General features: G+C 75.7%; 21 protein-coding genes. 11 read left to right on the top strand and 10 right to left on the bottom strand.

Annotated elements, in window-relative coordinates; translation table 11 throughout:
- Positions 1-27 precede the first annotated feature (27 nt).
- Positions 28-447, top strand: coding sequence for a DUF418 domain-containing protein (locus tag L6E17_RS31065; RefSeq protein WP_308315902.1), 420 nt, complete (start codon positions 28-30; stop codon positions 445-447).
- A gap of 348 nt (positions 448-795) precedes the next feature.
- Here L6E17_RS31065 and L6E17_RS18860 read toward each other — a convergent pair whose 3' ends face one another.
- Entirely contained in the window at positions 796-2247 is a 1452-nt protein-coding gene (locus L6E17_RS18860; protein WP_236241924.1) for a D-alanyl-D-alanine carboxypeptidase family protein, read from the bottom strand.
- A gap of 40 nt (positions 2248-2287) precedes the next feature.
- Between L6E17_RS18860 and L6E17_RS18855 the strand changes: the two genes are divergently transcribed.
- On the top strand, positions 2288-2599 hold the full coding sequence (locus L6E17_RS18855; RefSeq protein WP_236241923.1) for a hypothetical protein: 312 nt from the start codon (positions 2288-2290) through the stop codon (positions 2597-2599).
- A 197-nt stretch (positions 2600-2796) separates the two neighbouring features.
- Positions 2797-3165: an SsgA family sporulation/cell division regulator gene (locus L6E17_RS18850; RefSeq protein ID WP_236241922.1), complete on the top strand. Its 369-nt coding sequence runs from the start codon at positions 2797-2799 to the stop codon at positions 3163-3165.
- 412 nt (positions 3166-3577) lie between these two features.
- On the opposite strand, the gene L6E17_RS18845 is transcribed toward L6E17_RS18850, so the two are convergent.
- Positions 3578-3997 (bottom strand): four-helix bundle copper-binding protein, encoded by a 420-nt coding sequence (locus L6E17_RS18845; RefSeq protein WP_236241921.1) that lies wholly within the window; start codon positions 3995-3997, stop codon positions 3578-3580.
- 117 nt (positions 3998-4114) lie between these two features.
- Between L6E17_RS18845 and L6E17_RS18840 the strand changes: the two genes are divergently transcribed.
- The 5 genes from L6E17_RS18840 to L6E17_RS18820 all read left to right on the top strand — a co-directional run bounded on the left by L6E17_RS18840 (position 4115) and on the right by L6E17_RS18820 (position 6156).
- Positions 4115-4525, top strand: coding sequence for a CrcB family protein (locus L6E17_RS18840; protein ID WP_236241920.1), 411 nt, complete (start codon positions 4115-4117; stop codon positions 4523-4525).
- Positions 4522-4869: a DUF190 domain-containing protein gene (locus tag L6E17_RS18835; RefSeq protein WP_236241919.1), complete on the top strand. Its 348-nt coding sequence runs from the start codon at positions 4522-4524 to the stop codon at positions 4867-4869. The genes L6E17_RS18840 and L6E17_RS18835 overlap by 4 nt, the downstream gene beginning before the upstream one ends.
- Positions 4866-5225, top strand: coding sequence for a CrcB family protein (locus L6E17_RS18830; protein WP_236241918.1), 360 nt, complete (start codon positions 4866-4868; stop codon positions 5223-5225). The genes L6E17_RS18835 and L6E17_RS18830 overlap by 4 nt, the downstream gene beginning before the upstream one ends.
- A gap of 125 nt (positions 5226-5350) precedes the next feature.
- Positions 5351-5896, top strand: coding sequence for a GntR family transcriptional regulator (locus L6E17_RS18825; protein WP_236241917.1), 546 nt, complete (start codon positions 5351-5353; stop codon positions 5894-5896).
- A gap of 113 nt (positions 5897-6009) precedes the next feature.
- Positions 6010-6156 carry a hypothetical protein gene (locus L6E17_RS18820; protein WP_236241916.1) on the top strand — a complete coding sequence of 49 codons (147 nt, stop codon included), beginning with the start codon at positions 6010-6012 and terminating at the stop codon, positions 6154-6156.
- A gap of 16 nt (positions 6157-6172) precedes the next feature.
- On the opposite strand, the gene L6E17_RS31060 is transcribed toward L6E17_RS18820, so the two are convergent.
- The 4 genes from L6E17_RS31060 to L6E17_RS18800 all read right to left on the bottom strand — a co-directional run bounded on the left by L6E17_RS31060 (position 6173) and on the right by L6E17_RS18800 (position 9710).
- The gene (locus L6E17_RS31060; RefSeq protein ID WP_308315901.1) at positions 6173-6433 is read right to left on the bottom strand and encodes a DJ-1/PfpI family protein; all 261 of its coding nucleotides are present in this window, start codon (positions 6431-6433) and stop codon (positions 6173-6175) included.
- A gap of 496 nt (positions 6434-6929) precedes the next feature.
- Positions 6930-7553: a DJ-1/PfpI family protein gene (locus L6E17_RS18810; RefSeq protein WP_236241915.1), complete on the bottom strand. Its 624-nt coding sequence runs from the start codon at positions 7551-7553 to the stop codon at positions 6930-6932.
- Between the two features lie 456 nt (positions 7554-8009).
- A complete protein-coding gene (locus tag L6E17_RS18805) occupies positions 8010-9008 on the bottom strand; it encodes a GlxA family transcriptional regulator (RefSeq protein WP_236241914.1) in 999 nt (332 codons plus the stop codon).
- Between the two features lie 327 nt (positions 9009-9335).
- On the bottom strand, positions 9336-9710 hold the full coding sequence (locus L6E17_RS18800) for a VOC family protein (RefSeq protein WP_236241913.1): 375 nt from the start codon (positions 9708-9710) through the stop codon (positions 9336-9338).
- Positions 9711-10328: 618 nt separating this feature from the next.
- Here L6E17_RS18800 and L6E17_RS18795 point away from each other — a divergent pair.
- Positions 10329-11678, top strand: coding sequence for a peptidase (locus L6E17_RS18795; RefSeq protein WP_236241912.1), 1350 nt, complete (start codon positions 10329-10331; stop codon positions 11676-11678).
- A 237-nt stretch (positions 11679-11915) separates the two neighbouring features.
- Here the strand turns inward: L6E17_RS18795 and L6E17_RS18790 are convergent, their stop codons facing one another.
- The 4 genes from L6E17_RS18790 to L6E17_RS18775 all read right to left on the bottom strand — a co-directional run bounded on the left by L6E17_RS18790 (position 11916) and on the right by L6E17_RS18775 (position 15486).
- A complete protein-coding gene (locus L6E17_RS18790) occupies positions 11916-12422 on the bottom strand; it encodes a hypothetical protein (protein WP_236242125.1) in 507 nt (168 codons plus the stop codon).
- Between the two features lie 304 nt (positions 12423-12726).
- Positions 12727-13965: an MAB_1171c family putative transporter gene (locus L6E17_RS18785; protein ID WP_236241911.1), complete on the bottom strand. Its 1239-nt coding sequence runs from the start codon at positions 13963-13965 to the stop codon at positions 12727-12729.
- 91 nt (positions 13966-14056) lie between these two features.
- Positions 14057-14620 (bottom strand): toxin, encoded by a 564-nt coding sequence (locus L6E17_RS18780; RefSeq protein WP_236241910.1) that lies wholly within the window; start codon positions 14618-14620, stop codon positions 14057-14059.
- A gap of 395 nt (positions 14621-15015) precedes the next feature.
- Complete coding sequence (locus tag L6E17_RS18775; protein WP_236242124.1) at positions 15016-15486, bottom strand: hypothetical protein; 471 nt, start codon at positions 15484-15486, stop codon at positions 15016-15018.
- A gap of 290 nt (positions 15487-15776) precedes the next feature.
- Between L6E17_RS18775 and htpX the strand changes: the two genes are divergently transcribed.
- Positions 15777-16700 (top strand): zinc metalloprotease HtpX, encoded by a 924-nt coding sequence (htpX, locus tag L6E17_RS18770; RefSeq protein ID WP_236241909.1) that lies wholly within the window; start codon positions 15777-15779, stop codon positions 16698-16700.
- A gap of 16 nt (positions 16701-16716) precedes the next feature.
- Positions 16717-17328 carry a hypothetical protein gene (locus L6E17_RS18765; RefSeq protein WP_236241908.1) on the top strand — a complete coding sequence of 204 codons (612 nt, stop codon included), beginning with the start codon at positions 16717-16719 and terminating at the stop codon, positions 17326-17328.
- Positions 17329-17476 lie beyond the last annotated feature (148 nt).

Genomic DNA, 17476 nt, shown 5'->3' with positions numbered 1-17476 from the left:
GGCACCGGGCGGCGGTTGCGGGCGCGGATGCTGGCCTGGGGCCTCGGCCTGGGCGTGCCGCTGAACGCGGCCTGCCTGCTGGCCGGCGACGCGGGCTTCCTGCCGGGACGGTACGTGGCGGCGCCCCTGGTGGCGGTCGGCTACGCGGGCCTGGTCGGGCTGCTCGTGGACCGGGTCCGGCGGCCGGGCCCCCTCATGGCGGCGTTCACGTCGCTGGGGCGGGCCGCCCTGTCCGGGTACGTGCTGCAGAACGTGCTGTGCGTCCTCGTCGCGTACGGCGTCGGGCTGGGGCTTGCGGCCCGGCTCGGCGACACGTGGCGGCCCTGGTGGGTGATGGGCCTGTGGGCGGCGGTGAGCCTGGTGCTGCTGGCCGGCTCCCGCCTGTGGCTGCGCCGCTTCGACTCGGGCCCTCTGGAGGCCCTGCAGCGCCGGGCCCTGCGCCACTGAGCCCGCGCGCGCCCGCCGCTGCGCCGGCGGCTGCCCGGCCGGGCCCTGCGCCCGGGGCCCCGCCGCCCCGCGCCGGCCTTCGAAGCCGCGGCTGCGCGGGCGGACCCGGCCCGGCGCGGGGCCCGGCGGCGTCCCGGCCGGCGGCTGCTCAGTCGGTCCCCGCCCGGCGGCGGGCCAGCCGCCGGGCCCTGCGCCACTGAGCCCGCGCGCGCCCGCCGCTGCGCCGGCGGCTGCCCGGCCGGGCCCTGCGCCCGGGGCCCCGCCGCCCCGCGCCGGCCTTCGAAGCCGCGGCTGCGCGGGCGGACCCGGCCCGGCGCGGGGCCCGGCGGCGTCCCGGCCGGCGGCTGCTCAGTCGGTCCCCGCCCGGCGGCGGGCCAGCCACAGGGCCCCGGCCGCGACGCAGGCCGAGCCGACGAGCAGGACCGGCAGGACGGGGCTCGGGGCCGCGCCCGCGCCGGCGGCGCCCGCCGCCACGGGCGGGCGGCCCGGCCCCGCGCCGGACGGCGCGGCGGCCCCGGGAATCGGACCGCCCGCCTCCGGGCCACCCGGCGGGTCCGCGGGGAGCGCCCGGCGGACGGCCGTGCTCCGCCCGCGGGGGCAGCGCCCTGCGCCGTACCGGCCGAGGGGCCGGCGGAGGCGGGCGCCGCGCCGCCGAGGCCCGGCCCGCGCCCCGGCCGACGCGGAAGCGCCCGCGGAGGCGCCGGCCGACGCGCCTGCCGAAGCGCCTGGGGAGGGCGCCGCCGAGTGGGTCAGCGCCCGCGGAGCGGGCGGCAGCAGGGACCCCACCGGGCGGACTTTCGCGCCGGGGCCGAACCCCCAGTCGAGGAGGTCGCGGGCCTCCTCGTACACCGCGCGGAACCCGCCGGACTGCGGGTTCATCACCGACACGACCAGCGTCCGCCCGCCCCGCCGGGCCGCCGCGATCAGGGTGTGCCCCGCCTTGCTGGTGTAGCCGTTCTTCACGCCGATGATGCCGGGGTAGCGGCGCACCCCGTCCTCGCCCGTGAGCAGCCGGTTGGTGCTGCGGATGCCGTACTTCCAGCCGCCCGCGGGGAACGCGGCGTACGGCAGGGCGCAGTACCGCGCGAAGTCCGGGTCGCGCAGCCCCTCGCGGCCGAAGACCGCCAGGTCGTACGCCGAGGAGACCTGGCCCGGCGCGTCGTAGCCGTCCGGGGAGACCACCTTCGTGTCGTGGGCGCCCAGTGAGCGGGCCACCGCCTCCATCTGGCGGGCGGTCCGCTGCCAGCCGCCGTTCATCCCCGCCAGGACGCGCACGGCGTCGTTGCCGGAGTGCAGGAACACCCCCCGCCACAGGTCCGCCACCTCGTACGTGACGTCCTCCTTCACCCCGACGAGGCTGCTGCCGGGGCCGATGCCGGTCAGTTCCTCCTCGCGGACCGTGTGCCTGGCGTCCTGCGCCAGCCGCGGCAGGACGGTCAGGGCGAACAGCGCCTTGAGGGTGGAGGCGGGCGGCAGCCGCCGGTGCGCGTCGTGCGCGGCCAGCACGTCCCCGGTGGCCGCGTCCGCGACCAGCCAGGACAGCGCGGACAGGTCCGGCGGGCCCGCCACCCCCGGGGGCAGCCGCACCTGCGTGCCGGGGCGGTGCAGGTACGAGGGGTCGACACGGGCCGCGGGCCGCGGTGGCATCGGCTCGCCGGGGCGCGCGTCGCCCTCCGCCACCCGGCCGGCGGACGGGGTGGCGGAGGCCGCCGACGACAGGACCAGCAGGGGAAGCAGCAGGCACAGCAGCAGGAGGGCCGACGCGCCGGCCGCGATCCGGGCCGAAGAGCTGACGATCATTCAGCCACGGTAGGAAGCGGCGGCCCGGTTCGCCCGCGCAGTGCGCCGACCGGCCTACGCGTTTGCGCGCGTACGGACGTTCACCACCCCGTCCGGAGGTGTACGGAGTGCGCCGGACGCGCCGGGCTGCTCGTTATGGGAGCGTCGGCCCGGCTCCCCCGCCCGGCCGCGGACGGTCCTCCTCGTCACGTCCGCGGGCCGGAACGGAGCCGGGTCCGGCGGCGTCTTCCTTCCTGACCGCTCATCGCGCACACCGGGAGTCCCCATGACCGAGACCGTCGTCGGTGTCATCGTGGCAGCCGTGCTGGTCGGCTACCTCGCTCTGGCCGTCGCCTACCCGAAGCGCTTCTGACACCGGGCGGCCCCGCACGCCGCCGGGCGGCCGCCCACCGCCGCCCGCCTGCGCCTTCGCGCCGGCCCGCGGCGCGCCCGGCAGCGGGGGCGGGGCCGCCGGGGGCAGATTCACGGGGGCGGGATGGTAGCCGACGGGTTCGCGGGGCACTGGGGAGGCGTACTGCACCTCACACGACGCGGCTCAGGGAGGCCCCTGTGAACACCGTCCTGCACGACAAGCTCTTCATGCGGCTGCGCGACCTGCCGGTGCTGGCCCACGTCTCGTACGACGAGGACGACCCGTACGCGGTGCGCATGGCGTTCACCGACGGCATGCGGGTGTACGCGGAGTGGCGCCTGGACCGGGACATGCTGCGGGAAGGCATACGGCACGAGGTGGGCGAAGGCGACGTCCGGGTCTGGCCGGAGGACGGCGTGCACATAGAGCTGTGCGGGGAGGCGGACTTCACCGTCGGCCAGGCCGCACTGGAGCGGTTCCTCGACCGGACGTACGACGCGGTGCCGGAGGGCGAGGAGCAGGTGGACGTCGACGCCCTGGTCTCCCGGCTGCTCGCCACCAGCTGACCCGCAGGCCCGCACCCTGTGCGCCGCACCGCCGGGGCACCCGCCGGTGGTCGCCCCCCTGCGGACACCTGCCTGACGCCTGCGATCCGCGCCGCGTGATCCGCGAGCGTGTGCCGTGTGCCGAGAGCGCGTGCCGTGTGCCGTGCGCCGCGAGCTGCCGGCCCGGCGACCGACCGCCGACTCACCGTCGACCACCGGCCGAGGACCGGCCGTCGGTTACCGGCCGAGGACCGGCCGTCCACTGCCGGCCGAGGACCGGCCGTCGATTGCCGGCCGACGCTCGGCCGATGGCCACTGGCTGTCGCCCACCGGCCGACGACCGGCCGATGGCCACCGGCCGATCAGCCGGCTGCCGTGCCGGCGGCGACCTGCCGGGCCGCGACCGGGTCCGGGGCCGCGGCCTCCGGGCTGCTCAGCCGAGTGACGAGGTCAGTTCGTTGCAGGCGGCCTCGCACCGCCGGCAGGCTTCGGCGCAGACCTGGCAGTGCTCGTGCCGGTCGGCGTGCCGCTCGCACTCGTCGGCGCAGGTGGAGCAGGCGACGGCGCAGGCGTTCAGCACGGCGCGGGTGAGGTTCGCGTCGTAGCCGGTGTGCCGCGACAGCACCGCGCCGGTGGCCGTGCAGACGTCGGCGCAGTCCATGTTGGTGCGTATGCACTTGGCGAGCTGTTCGAGGTCCTGCGTCTCGGACAGGCACGCGTCGGCGCAGGCGCTACAAGCCTGGGCGCAGGCGGCGCACTCCTCGATGCACCGGATCAGCTTCTGGCGGTCGACCTGCCCGATGTCGGCGGGGTAGGTGCGCAGCATGTCTTCGACGACGAGGGAAGCAGCCATGGCGTCTCGCCTCCAGGAGTTCGTTGTGGCGGTTTCATCCCTTCACGACCAGTCTCCGCCGGTTGAGGCCGGTCCGCATGGCCCGGGTGGTGCGGGCGCGGCTTAGGCTGGTGGGCCATGAGAGGCACGGACTGGCCGGTGGTGGGCGCGGTGGCGCTCGGCGGCGGCGCGGGGGCTCTGGCCCGCCACGGCGCCTCCGTCGCGTGGCCCACCGCGCAGGGCGGCTTCCCCTGGGCGACACTGTGGACGAACGTGCTGGGCTGCGCGGTGATCGGCGTGTTCATGGTGCTGCTGGACGCGGCGGGGCGCCCGCACCGGCTGGTGCGCCCGTTCTTCGGGACGGGGGTGCTGGGCGGGTTCACGACGTTCTCGACGTTCGCGGTGGACGTGCGGGTGCTGGTGGGCGAGGGCCAGGCGCTGCGGGCGGCGGTCTATCTGGCGGCCACGCCGGTGGCGGCGCTGCTCGCGGTGGCGCTGGCGGCGTGGGCGGCGGGCCGGCTTCTGGAGCGGAGGGCACCGGGGCGATGACGGAACGGACGGGCAGGGCGCTGCGGCTGACGGTGTTCGTCGGCGAGTCGGACCAGTGGCACCACCGCCCCCTGTACGCGGAGATCGTGCACCGCGCGCACCAGGCGGGCCTGGCGGGCGCGAGCGTCTTCCGGGGCATCGAGGGCTTCGGCGCCTCGTCCATGGTCCACACCTCCCGCCTGCTGTCGCTGAGCGAGGACCTGCCGGTGGCGGTGGTGGTCGTGGACGACGAACCGCGGGTGCGGGCGTTCCTGCCGGAACTGGACGGGCTGATGACCGGGGGCCTGGTCACGCTCGACCCGTGCGAGGCGGTCCGCTACGGCGGCGGGGAGGCCGCGGGGTGATCTGGCTGCTGGTGTTCCTGGGCGGCGCGGTGGGCGCCCCCTTGCGGTACCTGACGGACCGCGCCGTGCAGGCCCGCCACGACACGGTCTTCCCGTGGGGCACGCTCACCGTCAACGTGGCGGGCTCCCTGCTGCTGGGCGTCCTGACGGGCGCGGCCCTGTCCGCGGAGCCGTACGCGCTGCTCGGCACGGGCCTGTGCGGCGCGCTGACGACGTACTCGACGTTCTCGTACGAGACGCTCCGCCTGGCCGGGACGGGCTCCCGCGGCCTCGCCGCGGCGAACGCGGCGGCCACCACAGCCCTGACCCTGGCCGCGGCCTGGGCCGGTGTGGCGTTGGGCACGGCGGCGGGCTGAGCTTCTGGGCGGTGCCCCTCCCGGGCGGCCTGCTCCCGGGGAACGTACGCGGGCCAGTGCCGGGCGCCTAGGGTGGGGGCGCCACGGCTGCGCGGCGAGGGCCCGCGGGCGACACGGGAGGCGTCATGAGCGGTGGGGGCAACTGGGTCAGCACGTCGATGCCGTACCTGACTCGGCGGGACGCCGGGCAGCCCGACGCGTGGGCGGAGGAGGCGGCGGCCCAGGGGCGCACGGGCACGCAGCGCATCCTCTCCGCGGGGGAGGCGCCCGCCAGTGTGGAGGTGGGAGCGCTGCTGGGGGTGGCCGCGGGGCAGCCGGTGGTCTTCCGGCGCCGCGTCATCGAACTCGACGGTGCGCCGAACGAGTTGACCGACACGTACTACCCCGTGGAGATCGCGCGCGGTACGGCCCTGGCCGGGACGGCGAAGATCCGGGGCGGCGCGGTGACCCTGCTCGCCCGCCTCGGGCACGTCGGCGTACGGGTACGCGAAGACGTGACCGCCCGCCTGCCGACAACCGAGGAGCGGACGCTCCTCGCGATGGATGAGGCCGAACCTGTCCTGCGCTTGGCGCGCCTGACGCTCGATGCCGAAGGCCGTCCCATCCAGGCCGACTTGATGACCATGCCGGCTGACCGCCGGCGGCTTCGCTACGAGATCGCGATCGGATGAACGTGTCCACCACCGAAGCCGGGAGTCGCGATTCCCGTCCCCTGCACGAAAGGATCGCTGCCGATCTGCGGGACGGGATCACGGGTGGAAGCGCCCACAGCACCCTCTTGGAGGTGGCGGAAGCGGTGCCACCAGCCGACGTGCGCGGTCTGCTGGAGACGGCGGCCGGTGACACCGCGGTACTGCGCCGACGGCTCCTCTTCATCGGTGACGCGTCGCCCTACGGCGCAGGACAGCGCGCCGTCCGCGTACTCGGCTGAGGGCTCTGGCCCCGCGTCAGCGCACCCACACCGTGCCGCGTGCCTCGTACTCCAGCATCGTCTCCAGCCGCAGTGCCGTGTCGGCGCCGAGCTCGCGGCGGACCAGCCACAGGGCCAGGTCGAGGCCGGAGGTGATGCCGCCGGCCGTCACCAGGTCGCCGTCGTCCACCACCCGGGCCTTCTTGAGGACACCGCCCTGCGCCTCCAGGTCGGCCAGCGACAGGTGGTGGGTCGTGCAGGGCCGGCTGCGGGTGAGGCCGGCGGCCGACAGCAGCATGGCGCCCGTGCAGACCGAGGCCAGGGTGAGGCGCGGGAAGCGGCGGGCCGCGTCGGCCAGGGCGCGGGGAGCGCGCCCCGCTCGATCTCGGCGCGCACGCCCGGCCCGCCGTCCCGGCGCTGGTAGCCGCCGCCCGGCACGACCAGCAGGTCCGCCTCCCCGGGAGCCCAGCGGTCGGTGACCCGCACGTCGGAGCCGTGCGCGCAGCGCAGTACCCCCGGCCCGTCGAGACTGACGAGCCGCACGGCCATGGGGCGTCCGCTGTGCCGGGCGGCCAGCGCGAACACCTCGTACGGCGCGGCGTAGTCGAGCTCCTCGACGCCTTCGAACATTACGATGTCCACGTTCACGGGACGCTTCCCCCTGCTTTCTGCGGTGGTGGTGCTGCTGTCGGTGGGGCGGGCCGCGGTGGCGGCCGCCGGGGCGGTGCCGAGGGCGCCGGCGGCGAGTGCCGCGGCGGTGGCGGCCCGCAGGACGTCACGGCGTGCGGGCCCCATCAGGAGGCCGCCGCCTCGTCGCGGAAGCGCGCCACGAGGTCGGCGGGCGCGGTGTCGGGCGAACCGGCGTCGTACGGCGGCTCGGGGGCGTACTGGAGCATCAGCTGCACCGCCTGCGCGTGCCGGTCGCCGCCGATCCGGCCGGCCAGCGACAGGCCCATGTCGATACCGGCGGAGACGCCCGCCCCCGTCACGTACTTGCCGTCGAAGACGACGCGCTCGTCCACCGGTTCCGCGCCGAAGTCGCGCAGCCGGTCGAGGGCCGTCCAGTGGGAGGTGGCGCGGCGTCCCTTCAGGAGACCCGCGGCCCCCAGGAGGAGCGAGCCGGTGCACACGGAGGCCGTCCACGTGGTGTGGGCGTCGGCGGCCCGGAGCCAGGCGAGCGCCGTCTCGTCGCCGAGGTCGGGCGTACCGCTGCCGACGACCACGAGCACGTCCGGGCGGGGCACCTCGGCGAAGGAGCGGTGCGCGGTGAGCGACAGCGTCCGGTGGTCGTCGAGCACCGGGCCCGCCTCGCGTGCCACGAACACGACGTCGGCGCCCGGCAGGTGGCTGAGCGTCTGGTACGGGCCGATGGCGTCGAGCGCGGTGAACTTGTCGTAGAGGTGGATGGCGATCTGCATGGGGCGGTCCTTCCGTGTGGGCGGGCAAGGGCGAAGGGGGAGGCCATGGCGAAGGGCGTGCGCGGGCTGCCCCGGGGCCCGGGCGGGCGGGCGGGGCGGCTGGTCGGTGGCCGTCCGTGCGGGTCCGGCCGCCGGCGCGTACGGCCCCGGTGCGTTCCGTGTGCGGCCGGGGCGCGGTGGCTTGGTCAGGTCGGGGCCCGGTGGCCTGGTCAGGTCGGGCGCTGCGGGCCGGTGCGGCACTGCGGCGGCGCGCGGGGCGGGATGGGGGGTACAGGGTGTGCGGGCGGGCAGGCGGAGGTACGGGTCGTGGGTGCGTGGGGGTGTGGGTGCGGAGGGACGGGCGCGCGGGTGCCCGGGGCCTTCCGCGGGCGGTGGCACGGCGGGCGCCGGAGCCCCGTACCGGACGGGCCGGAGTGGGCGGCGGCGTGGCCCGGGGGCTCCGGTCCGGTCGTCAGGTCACGGCGCCGCGGCGGAGCCCGCGCCCGCCCGGGTGGGGAAGCGGCGCCGGTACTCCGCAGGTGTCGCGCCGAGGGCCTTGAGGAAGGCGCGGCGCATCGCCTCGGGCGTGCCGTAGCCGCAGGCGCGGGCGACGGCCTCCACGCTGTCGGAGGTGTCGCCCAGCAGCCGCCGCGCGTGCTCCAGGCGCACCCGGTCCACGTAGCGCCCCGGCGGCAGACCGGTCTCCGCGTGGAAGGCACGGGCGAAGTGGCGGGGCGAGAGGCGGGCACGTTCGGCGAGCGCCGGCACGGACAGGTCCTCCGCGGGGTGCTCGCTGATCCACTGCTGCACCTCCCGCAGCGGCTCCCGCCGCGCGGTCTGCGCCGCCAACTGGACGCTGAACTGCGCCTGGTTGCCGGGCCGCCGCAGGAACACCACCAGATGGCGGGCCACCGTGAGCGCGATCTCCCGGCCGAGGTCCTCCTCGACCAGCGCCAGGGCGAGGTCGATGCCCGCCGTCACCCCGGCCGAGGTGGCGATGCGGCCGTCCCGCACGTAGATGGGGTCCGGGTCCACGTCGATGTCCGGGTGGGTCCGCGCGAGCCGGTCGCAGTACGCCCAGTGGGTCGTGGCCCGCCGCCCGCTGAGCAGTCCCGCGTCGGCGAGCAGCAGGGCGCCCGTGCACACCGACACCAGCCGCTCGGCGCGCGGCGCGTGCTCCCGCAGCCACGGCAGGAGCCCCGGTTGCGGGCGCCGCGTGCCGAACCCGCCGGGCACCAGCAGGGTGTGCGGGGCCGGGGTGTCCGCGTCCAGCGCCGCGTCCGGGACGAGGGTGAGCCCGCTGCTCGTCCGCACCGGCTGCCCGCCGACGGACGCCGTGCGCAGCCGGTACGGGGAGACCCCGCCTTCCGCGCAGTGCGCCGCCCCGGCGAACACCTCGACCGGCCCGGTCACGTCGAGGCTCTGCACGCCGTCGAACAGCACGACCAGGACGTCCCTGACCTGTTGGGAAGTCATGCGTCCATCCTTCAAGCGCGGTCGGATGTCCGCAATGACGAATGACCCACCTTTTCTGCCATCGCCCCGGCGTCCGTGCGCGGCGGCGCCCGCGCTGCATGCGGCGGCGGCGGGCATGACGCAGGGCCCAGGACGCCGGGCGCAGGGAGGGCGCCGGGCGGGACGCCGGGTGCCGGGCGGGGTGCCGGGCGCCGGACGCAAGCGACCCCGGGCGCAGGGAGGGCGCCGGGCGGGACGCGTGGGACGCCGGGCGTCGAGAGGGGTGCCGGGGGCCGGCCGGGGTGCCGGGCGGGACGACCGCTCCGCCCGGCACCCCGGCCGCCGCGCTTACAGGTAGGGGCGGGTCAGCAGTTCGATCGCGTGGCCGGCGGGGTCCTTGAAGTAGACGCCCCGGCCGCCGTGCCCGTGGTTGATCTCGCCCGGGCGCCGCATCTGCGGATCGGCCCAGTGCTCGACGCCGCGGTCGCGGAGCCGCTGGTACGCCCGGTCGAACAGCTCGTCGTCGACGAGGAACGCGTAGTGCTGCATCTGGATGTCCACCGGCGGCTCCGCGAACTGCAGCAGGGTGCCGTCGCTGAGCTGGACGTTGGTGAAGAAGCCCCAGGACGGCGCCTCGGGGAGCTCCAGCAGCTCCCGGAAGAAGCGCGCGGACACTTCGCGGTCCCGGGCGGCGATGATGGTGTGGTCGAAGGTGACCGGCATGGGATGACCTCGCTGGGTTTCGGCAGACGGGAAGGGCTCGCGGTGCGCGTGCGCCGGGAGGTCCCCGTGCCGGTGTGAGGGGGTGGGTGTGCCGCCCCCGCCCTGCGGTCAGTCGTCCACCGGACAGCCGATCCGTGCGTGGTGTTGCGCCGTTCCGGTGTTCACGTCGGCCAGCCTAGGCGGGCTCGGACGGACCGCCAAGTGTGTTGTGCAGTCCGGGGGTTGGCGTGCGTCCCGGGTGCCGCCGCCGACCGGGCGGCCCGGATCGGCGGGAGGCGGGCGGTCGCCCCGGCGGCCGTGTCCAGGGCCCTGATGACAACCGTCACAGAGAAAGTCGCCGCACCGAGGGCAACTGTCCCTCCATGTCCCTTTTGCCGGTGGTCGAGTGGTTCGCTGGACAGGCCGCCGTGGTCCCGTCCGCCGAAAGCCGGTTCCCTCGATTGAACCCGTTCAATACGATTGGGATCACTGGTCCTGGTGGTGATGACCCGCATCGCCGGTCGCCGGCGTGCGAACAGCAGGCGCTGTTCCGCTGCGACCGATGCCGACGCTGACGGCCGACGCCGAACCGCGATCAGTCCGCAACCGTTCTCTCGTCCACTCCAGAAACGGGACCTTGTGAAGATTCGCCGCACGCTGGCGACGGCTGTCGCGCTCGCCGTCACCGCGCCCGTCACCGTACTCGCCGCTTCCCCGGCCTTCGCCACCACCGGCGCGGCCGCCGAGACCACCGCCGTCACCGCGTCCGAGACGGCGGGCAAGCCGTCCCTCGCGGACCTGGAGAAGGCCGTCGCCGCCGCGCAGGCCGCCCTGACCGCCGCCGAGGCCGCCGAGGCCGAGGCCGTGAAGGCGGTCGAGGCCGCCGTCGCCGACGACGCGCCGCTGAAGCTGGCCCTGAACCAGGCGGCCGCCGCCGCGGAGAAGGCCGCCGCGCAGAAGGACGCCGCCGACAAGGCGGTCGCCGGCGCCCAGGCCGCGGTCGACGCCCTGCCCGAGGACGCCTCCGACGACGACAGGGTGGCCGCCCTCAGGGCCCTCGCCGACGCCCAGGCCGCCGCGAAGACCGCCGCCGAGGCGAAGACCGCCGCGGACACCGCCCGGGCCGCCGCGCAGAAGGCGCTCGACGACGACCGGGTCGCCGCCGTCCGGAAGCTCGACCAGGCCCAGAAGGCCGTCAAGAAGGCCAAGGAGGACCTGGCCGCGGCCAAGAAGGCCCTGGAGGACGCCAAGAAGGACACCGGCAAGCCCAAGCCGGACCCGAAGCCCGACCCCAAGCCGGGCGACGACGATGACGACGACATGTGCGACACCGTGTCGAAGGTCAAGGTCTCGCTGCACGGCGTGCCGGGGAAGATCGCCGCGGGCTCGACCGTGCAGTTTTCGATGAAGGTCACGAACGCCAGCAAGCGCACGCTGGACGAGGTCGCCCCGTTCGCCGCGGCCATCGCCCAGGACAAGACCGCGTCCGCCAAGGACATCAGCCACCTGCTGAGGCTCCAGTGGTCGAACGGCTCCAGCTGGAAGAACGTCGGCCCGGAGCTCACGGCAGGGACGATCAACGGGCTGAAGGCCGGCGTCTCCAAGGACGTCAAGCTGCGCCTCACCGTCGACGCCAAGGCGCCGGCCGGCATGGGCGTCGCCGTCGCCGCGGGCGGCTACTACAACGAGGACGGCACCTGCGGCGTCACGCCCCAGGGCGTGACGAAGGACTTCGAGATCGTCGCGGCCGGCACCAAGGTCGGCAACGAGCCCGCGAAGACGGGCAAGCCGATGCCGCTGCCGCTGGGCGGGACGTCCACCACGCCGGTGAGCGCCACGACCTCCACCGCCACGGTGACGGGCGAGCTCGCGAGGACCGGCTCGAACGACGCCGTGCCGCAGCTCGCCCTCGCGGGCGGTGCCGCGGTGGCCCTCGGCGCCGGCGCCGTGTTCGTCGTCCGCCGCCGCAAGGCGGGCGCGGGCGCCTGAACCCACTGACGTCCGGCGCCCCGCGGGCGGCGGTACGCACCTGAACGCCCCGGCCGGGCTCACCGGCCGGGGCGTTCCCCGTACGGCCGGGCCTTGCCGTGCGGACGGGGGCCTTCCGCCGTGCCGTGCCCGCCCGCTTCGGCCCCGCCCCTGCCCCTTCCTGGCCGCGCCGCCGCACCCCGGGCCTTCCCCGGCGTACCGGGACGTGACCCCGGCAGGCCGGGCGGGGCCGCCGGGTCACCCCACCGCGTAGGCCAGGGCTGTCGCCGCGCCGAGGCTCGCGCCTGCCAGGGTTTGGGCGGGGGTGTGGTAGGTCAGAGCCACCCGCGACCAGCACACCGCGGCCGTCACGGCGTACGCGCCGAGCCACCACGGGCTGTGGACGCACGCCAGCAGGGTCACCACCGACGACGCCACCGCCGAGTCCACGGAGATCTTCCACACCGTGTTGACGGCCAGCAGGCCCACCGTCATCACCCACAGGGCCAGCATCGCCACGAGAATGCCGCGCGGCGCCCCGCCGAGGAGCATCACGGCCGAGCCCGTGCCGATCGAGCCGAGGATCACGAAGAAGATCGGCGCCCGCTTGGTGCGGTCCACGACGTGCCGGTCGCCCCAGGTGCCGCGGCCCCGCTCCCACTCGATGTAGCCGGCCGGCACCAGGCCCGCGCACAGCGCGCCGAGCAGCCCCCACAGCAGGCCGGACCAGTGGCCGCCCGCGGCGGCGAGGCCGATGCCGGACATGCCGGCCACCAGGACGTTCCGGGGCTGGAGCACGTCCGTGACCCGGCGGGCCGCCACCCGGACGGGCGTGTCGTCGGCGACCGCCGTCACGCCGCCGCCTCCGCCGCCGTCCCCGCCTGCGCCGACGGCTCCCCGGCTCACGCCGGCCCCCTCCGCGCCTCGGTCGGCGGCTCCCGCGCCTCGGTCGGCGGCTCCCGCGCCTCGGTCGGCGGCTCCTGCGCCTCGGCCGCCCCCTCCGCGCCTCGGTCGGCGGCTCCCGCACCTCCGCCGGGAGCCCGCGTGCCGCCCGTCCCCGGACCCGCCGTCACGCCGCCGCCTCCGCCCGTGCCTGTGCCAGCAGCTTCCGCGCCGCCTCCTCCGGGACCGCCCGGTACGCCGCCGCGACGCGGACCAGCCAGGCCACCTCGCCGTCCTGGTCGGATGTCGCGTGCGGGGTCGCGAAGGCGGCCGCCGGTCCCGGGGGCCCCTCGTCCGCCTTCGCCGCGAGGGCGGCGCGGATCCAGTACGCGTCCGCCTGCGGCCCCGCGGAGCCCGCCGCGTCCCGGGCCGCAGCCTCCAGCGCGTCCGGCACGTAGTGGCGCAGCTTCTCCACCGCGTCGGCGATGTCCGCCGCCCACCGGTCCACCCGCAGGTCCGCGGGCGTGTCGAAGCGGGTGAGCTCGCGGGCGAGCGGTGCGGGCGGCGCGAACGGCTGGTCCGGGAACGCCGCCATCAGATCCCGCCACAGCGGGTGCAGCGCCACCTGCGCCCGCCACAGCCGGGCCCGCCGCCAGCCCTTCGCGAACGCGGGGATCGCCGCGCCGATCGCGAAGAACGCGAACAGCACCACCTGCGCGGCCTCCGTCGCCTTGTCGAAGGTCTGCGCGAACGCCGTCGTCGGCTGCTCGGCGACGCTGATCCACAGGAACAGGGTCCGGCTGACGGTGTAGCCGACGCCGATGAACATGGCGAACGTCATCATGCCGAGCCCCACCCGCAGATGGCGCAGCGAGGCGTTCGCCGTGGCCAGCGCCCACTGGTAGGCGCACACCGCGGACGCGGCGCCCAAGTACACGTAGAACACCGTCATGTACAGCGACGCGCCCCACTCGCCGGCGTGGTCCGACACGAAGCGGTCGGAGGGCACGGTGTGGTCCACGACCGTGAAGAACAGCACCGTCAGCAGGACCACCGTCGCGCCCGCCGCCTTCGCCGCGACGCGCTGGATGACGCGCGCGAACCGCACGTGCCGGGGCACGGCCGCCCCCTCCTCCGGGTAGGCGCCGTAGATCGCGACGATGTAGCTGAGGATGGCCAGGATCGCGACGGTGGCGGTGTAGTGCTTGATCAGCACGGCCAGGTCGACGATCGGGCTGTTGTTGAGGGTCGTGCGGACGATCTGCGTCTTCGTCCACAGCGCGGCGGCGAACCCCGCGTAGCAGCCCCACAGGGCCCGGCGGCGCTTGTCCTCCTCGTCACCCCACAGGGCGGCGGGCATCCGCCACAGGGCGACGGCGGTCATCAGGCCGGCGATGAGGTAGCCGGCCAGGTCCAGGGCGGTCACGGCGAAGAGGGCCTCTCGGTGGGTGGGGCGGCGGTCGGGGCGGTACGGGGCCGTACGGGCGGGGGCGTGGCGGGGCGCGGGGCGGCGGGTGTCAGCCGCGGCGGAAGAGGGATCTGCGCTTCTGCGCCCGGTGCGCCACCGGGCGTGACAGCGAGTCGGCCAGCCGCCCCACCACGTCGTCGCCCGACACGTCCCGGGCCATGCGGGGGATCAGGGACGCGCCGAACTCGGCGACCCGCTCGTCGTGGGTGTCGTACTGGGCACGGGCCTGCACCGTCGTGCCCGACGCGAGCACCCGCTCGATGAGGGAGGTGTCGAAGACGGGCAGCAGCCGGCGCAGCTGCTCCGCGTCCAGGCTGGTGCCGTGGTCGAACCACTCGTGGCACAGCTCGTGCAGGATGACGTGCTGCGTCTGGTACGAGGTCGGGCGGCGCCGGTACAGGACGAAGCTGGTGTTGCCGGCCTTCAGCCGCAGCCCGCACGCCGCGTCGGCCCTGGCCAGCCGCTCGGGCATCTCCTGGAGGACGATCCTGCGGCCGCGGGCGGCCTCCATGTTGGCCACCAGCGCCGGGACGGCGAACGGCGCGGGGATGGGGAGGTCGGCCAGCCCGGCCTCGCACTCCCTCCGCAGCGCGCGCATGGACGGCTTGGACATGGAGACCTCTTGATCGGAGTCACGCGGGCGGCGACGTGCGACCGGCGAGTCTAGCCAACCGGGGCCGTACGCGTGTGCGTCATCCGCTCTCCGGTCCGCTTCCGCGGCCGACCGGACGCTGCTCGGCTCTCCTGGGCCGACCGGACGCTGCTCGGCTCCCCGCAGGCCGACCGCGCGCTGCTCGGCTCCCCGCGGGCCGACCGCGGGCGGCGGGCTCCTCCGGGCGATGCCGCGGGCGGGTGGGCTTCCTCGGCCGGCCCGCGCGCCGGTGCGCTGCCTGGGCGAGGTCCGCCGCGCCGGTGCGCTCCCGCTCGGGCGGGCGGTACGCCGGTGCGCTCCCCGCGCGGGGGCCGCACGCCGGTGCGGTGCGTCAGCGGCTCCTCCCGCGCGCTCGGTCAGGAGGGGCCGGTGTCCCGGGCGGTTCCGCAGGAGGGCCCGGGCGGCGCGGCCCCGGGCTGGTCCTGCTGGAGCAGCGACAGGGCGAACTCCAGGAGTTCCGCGGGCAGGCCCTCGTCCCCGGCGCCCCGGGCGGCGACGCCGGTGATCTCGCCCGTGCGCCGCTGCGCGAGGAACCGCAGCCCGGCCACGACGTCGTCGACGACCTCCGACTCCTCCTTGAAGAACCGCCAGTCCACGCCGAAGCCCAGGCCCAGGGCCTTGAGGATGTCCTCGGAGGGCTGCGTGACCTTGCCGGCGAGGATGTTCGAGAAGTAGCTGTGCGACAGCGAGCCGCCGCGCTCCTTCACGAGGTCGGCGAAGGCCCGGCCCGAGACCTTCTGGCCGGGGAAGGTCTTCTCGACCATGTACGCGACCTTCTGCTGCAGGGTGCGCAGCTCCGGTGCCGTCTGCTCTGCGCCGTTGTCCATCACGTTCCCCACGGTAAGCGGGCTTGCGCAAACAATCTACGGCACTGTTAACTCGAAAAAACACGGACAGGGGGCCACGAGGGGAGTCCCTTGTCCGTGGCTGCCGTGTGTCCGTGGCTGCCGTGAACAGGTGTAGCCCTTCGCGACGGGGGATACGCGAAGGGCTACACCCGCAGTATGGCACTTCGGCGGTGCGATGGGGCAGCGGGGGAGGCAAACGGGTCCCGCGAAAGGGCACAATCGACAGCAGAGGCGGGGGGCAGCCCAGGGGGGCAGGCGAGAGGCGAGCCATGTCAGCTTCGCGGTCCCACTCCCACTCCCGGTACGTGGCCGACCGGGGGCTCACCACCCGCATGGTCACGACGATGTTCCTGATCGGCCTGCTGTACGTGGTCCTCGTCGGGGTGCTGCTGGCGTTCGTCCGCGGTGCCTGGCCGGTGGTGCTGCTGGTGGCGGGCGGCCTGTTCGTCGCCCAGTTCTGGTTCAGCGACCGCATCGCGGCGCACAGCATGGGCGCCCGCGAGGTCACCCGCGAGCAGGCGCCCGAACTGCACGGCGCCGTGGACCGGGTGTGCGCCCTCGCCGACATGCCGAAGCCGCGCGTCGCCATCTCCGACATGGACCTGCCGAACGCGTTCGCCACCGGCCGCAGCCGGGACACCGCGCTGGTGTGCGTCACCACGGGCCTGCTGCGCCGGCTGGAGCCGGAGGAACTGGAAGGGGTGCTGGCGCACGAGCTGTCGCACGTCGCACACCGCGACGTCATGGTGATGACCGTCGCCGCCTTCCTCGGGGTGCTCGCCGGGATCATGGCGCGGGTCGGCCTCTGGGGCGGCCTCGGCCGCAGCGGCGGCGGCCGGGACAGCGGCGCCGCCATCGCCGTCCTGCTGATCCCGCTCATCAGCGCCGCCGTGTACGCGGTGAGCTTCCTGCTGACCCGGCTGCTGTCCCGCTACCGCGAGCTGTCCGCCGACCGGGCCGCCGCCCTGCTCACCGGCCGGCCCTCCGCCCTGGCGTCGGCGCTGACCAAGGTGACCGGGCAGATGGGCGCCATCCCGACCCGGGACCTGCGGAAGGCGGAGCCGTACAACGCCTTCTGGTTCGCGCCGGCCTTCTCCTCCAAGGACAGCCTCGGGCGGCTGCTCTCCTCGCACCCGACGCTGGAGCAGCGCCTGGAGCAGCTGGCCCGCATCTCCGCCCGGCTGGGCCGCTAGGCGCCGGGGGGCGGCGATGGGCTTCCTCGACGTGCTGCTGGGCCGCAGCAAGCCGGTGCGGCCCGACCTGGACCGGCTGTTCGCCGTGCCGGGCGCGGCGATCACGCTGGAAGCGGGCGCCGGCTTCGTGCCGACCGGTGCGGGCTCGGTGTGCTTCGCCGGCGTCGAGGGAGGCGCCTTCGGGCGGCTGCGGCAGGAGGTGCGGGACCTCCTGGACGCCGACGTGGCGGCGGACCCCGCCGGCGGCGGCGAGCCCGTCGCGTACTCCCGCGACGCCTACGGCTACACCTGGCTGCTGGCGCGCCACCCGGCGGACGCGGTGGTGTCCCTGGTCAACGACCTGCACGCCGTGAACACGCTGCTCCAGGACGCCGGCTTCGGCCCGCACCTGCTCTGCTCGCTGATCGGCTTCCGCCACCCGGGCGACGAGCGGCCCCTCGCGCTGGTCTACCTCTACAAGCGGGGCACGTTCTACCCCTTCGCGCCCGTCCCCGGCCCCGCGGAGCGCCGCGACAACGCCCTGGAGCTCCAGGTCCGGGCGCTGCTCGCGGACGACCTGCGCATCGAGCCCGACCTCTCGCGCTGGTTCCCGGTGTGGGGTGCGCCGGGCCTCACCCCGGAGCCGTAACGCGGCAGGTCCGTATGGATGGCCTCAGGGATCTGTCAAGAAGGCGTTATGAGGCAGGGCCGGTAGGGTGACGACCCGACCTGGCCTTGACATGCTGCTCCTTCCGTCGTGTGGGCGACCGTCGCCCGGCGCAGGACGCTGGACGGGC

It is taken from the genome of Streptomyces sp. CC228A (assembly GCF_021390935.1).
Classification (GTDB): Bacteria; Actinomycetota; Actinomycetes; order Streptomycetales; family Streptomycetaceae; genus Streptomyces.
Note: the sequence above shows the minus strand (reverse complement) of the source record. Positions and strands in the feature narration are given on the sequence as shown.